This is a genomic window from Streptomyces sp. SID14436 (assembly GCF_010548465.1).
In the GTDB taxonomy this organism is placed as follows: Bacteria; Actinomycetota; Actinomycetes; order Streptomycetales; family Streptomycetaceae; genus Streptomyces.
Genome location: NZ_JAAGMD010000174.1, coordinates 1 through 2,717 on the forward strand (window position 1 = coordinate 1; position 2,717 = coordinate 2,717).

The 2,717-nt window shown below is 74.2% G+C and carries 3 protein-coding genes; 1 reads left to right on the plus strand and 2 read right to left on the minus strand.

The window, feature by feature from the left end; translation table 11 throughout:
- Positions 1-344 precede the first annotated feature (344 nt).
- The gene (locus G3I53_RS06580; protein WP_164332448.1) at positions 345-1,139 is read left to right on the plus strand and encodes an SGNH/GDSL hydrolase family protein; all 795 of its coding nucleotides are present in this window, start codon (positions 345-347) and stop codon (positions 1,137-1,139) included.
- On the opposite strand, the gene G3I53_RS06585 is transcribed toward G3I53_RS06580, so the two are convergent.
- Positions 1,136-2,008 (minus strand): ATP-binding cassette domain-containing protein, encoded by an 873-nt coding sequence (locus G3I53_RS06585; protein WP_164332449.1) that lies wholly within the window; start codon positions 2,006-2,008, stop codon positions 1,136-1,138. The genes G3I53_RS06580 and G3I53_RS06585 overlap by 4 nt on opposite strands.
- Positions 2,005-2,717, minus strand: a 713-nt coding sequence (gene cbiQ, locus G3I53_RS06590) for a cobalt ECF transporter T component CbiQ (protein WP_239063616.1), incomplete at its 5' end; no start/stop codon positions are given. The genes cbiQ and G3I53_RS06585, both read right to left, overlap by 4 nt.

A 2,717-nucleotide genomic window follows, 5' to 3' on the forward strand; every position in this document is an offset into this window, starting at 1 on the left:
GGACGAGACGCGCTGACCTCCGGCCCGCGCGCCCCGGGAGATCCCTCCCGGGGGCGCGGGCACCGTCGCGCGGGGCGGCGGGCGGCGGAATGCGGGGCGACGGGGCGCGGGGCGAGGCGACGGGACGATCTCCCGCCCGCGCCCCGTCAACTCCGTGCGAATCTCCACGACAAGACCGCACGTCAGAGGTTTATCCACGCGCGTAGTTGAAATGTGCACCTCAGTATTCGGGCAATACGGATGACTTCCCGCACGACAGTTACCGAGCGGTATCCCCGCCTGCTACAACCGTGCTTGCTCCCTCAACTACCGGTGCAAGTCACGCGCGTGAAGGATGGATACACGTGTCAGTGCGTTCCCTCGCGGCTTCTTTGGCGACCCTCCTGCTGGGCGCCGCAACCGTCCTAGGCCTGGCGCAACCCGCCTCGGCGGCCGGACACCACTACGTCGCCCTCGGCGACTCCTACTCGTCCGGCGTCGGCGCGGGCAGCTACACCTCCGAAAGCGGGGCCTGCAAGCGGAGCACCAAGGCGTACCCGCAGCTGTGGGCCAACGCCAACTCCCCGTCCTCCTTCCGCTTCGTCGCCTGCTCCGGCGCGACCACGTCCAGCGTCTCCAGCGGCCAGCTGGGGGCCCTGACCGCCTCCACCACGCTCGTCAGCGTCTCGGCGGGCGGCAACGACATCGGCTTCGCGGACGTCATGCAGGCCTGCGTGCTGCAGAGCGAGGCCACCTGCGTCAGCCGCGTCAACACCGCCGTGTCCCAGATGCAGAACTCCCTGCCCGGCAAGCTGGACTCGCTCTACAGCGGCATCCGCGCCCGCTCCCCGCAGGCGCACGTCGTGGTCCTCGGATACCCGCGCTTCTACAAGCTGTCCGGCAGCTGCATCGCGGGCCTGACCGAGACCGAGCGCGGCGCCATCAACAACGCCTCCGACGTCCTGAACGGCGTGCTCGCCAAGCGCGCGGCCAACGCCGGGTTCACCTACTCCAGCGTGGTCGACGAGTTCACCGGGCACGAACTGTGCTCCGGCGACGCCTGGCTGCACAGTGTGACCATCCCGATCACCAACTCCTACCACCCCAAGGCCGTCGGCCAGTCCAGCGGCTACCTGCCCGCCTTCCGCTCCGCCGTCTAGGAGGCCCCGCGCGACGCCGCCCGGCCGCCCGGGCCGGTCCCGTCGGCCAGGGCGGCCAGCTCCTCCGGGGTGCGCGGGTCCGCGGACGCGGAGGTCAACAGGCCGTGCGTCCGCAGGAGGTGACCGGCCGCCACGCCCCACGGCAGCCGCAGACCGGCCGCCCGCAGGAGGTCTTCGCGGGACAGCAGGCCGGCGACCGGCCCGGTGCTCACCCCCGACGGGGTGAGCACGGCCGCGTCGTCGGCCCAGCGCAGGGCGAGGTCGACGTCATGGGTGGCCATCACCACCGTGGTGCCCGCCCCGCGCAGCCGGTCGAGGGTGGCGATCAGCCGCTCCTGCCCGTCGGGGTCGAGGCCCGCCGTCGGCTCGTCGAGGATCAGCACCCGGGGCCGCATGGCCACCGCCCCCGCGATCGCCGCCCGCTTGCGCTGCCCGTAGGACAGCAGGTGGGTGGGCCGGTCGGCGAGGGCGGTGATGTCCAGCGCGGCCAGCGCCTCCGCGACCCGCCCGCGCACCTCGGCGTCGGACAGTCCGAGGTTCAGCGGACCGAACGACACGTCCTGGCCGACGGACGCGGCGAACAGCTGGTCGTCCGGATCCTGCACCACCAGCTGCACGGCCGTCCGCAGCCGGGTCAGCCCGGCCCGGTCGTACCGCACCGGCTCACCGGCCAGGATCAACTCCCCGGTGTGCGGGCGCAGTCCGCCGCTGAGCAGCCGCATCAGGGTGGTCTTGCCGCTGCCGTTGCGGCCCAGCAGGGCCAGCGCGCGCCCGCCGCGGACCTCGAAGTCGAGGCCGCTGAGCACGGGTGGGCCGTCCTCGTGGGCGAAGGACGCGCCCCGCAGGGCGACCAGCGCGGACTCGCTCATGAAAGCGGCCTCTCCAGGACGAGGGTCAGGGCGGCGAGCGCCGCCAGCAGGGTCAGGCTCGCGGCCGTGAAGCGCACCGAGATCCGCGCCTCGGGCACCAGCACGCGCAGGGTGCCGTCGTAGCCGCGCCCGGCGAGCCCGGCCTGCAGCCGAGCCGCCCGGTCGAAGGACCGGACGAACGCGGTGGCGCCCAGACCGCCCAGCGAACGCCAGGCGGCGGCCCGGGTGGTGTGCCCGAGCCGGGCGGCCTGCGCGTCGCGGACCCGGCGCACGGAGTTGAGCAGCAGGAAACTCATGCGGTACGTCACCAGCGCCACGTCGACGAGCGGCGCCGGCACCCCGGCCCGCACCAGCCGGGGCAGCAGGTCGGACATCGGGGTGGTGAAGGCGAACAGCAGCACGCCCAGCGAGGCCGCGGAGGTCCGCAGCAGCAACTCCGCGGCCCGCTGCGGCCCGTGGGGCGCCGGGGAGAGGAACCCGTCGGGCCCGCCCACCTGCACGAGCAGCGGGAGCGCGCCGGTGACGCAGAAGGCCAGCGGCACCCGGTAGGCGCGCCACAGCCGCCGGCCGGGCACCCGGGCCGGACCCAGCAGCACCGCGAGCGCGGTGACCAGCACGAGGGCCGCGCCCGGCCAGGGCGGCAGCGAGACGGCCAGCAGGGTGAGCCCGAGGCCGAGCACGGCCTTGTCCACGGGGTGGCGGCGGCGCC

Coding starts and splice junctions, on each gene's coding strand:
- G3I53_RS06585 (WP_164332449.1), bottom strand. CDS start 2,008: ATGAGCGAGTCCGCGCTGGTCGCCCTGCGGGGCGCGTCCTTCGCCCAC.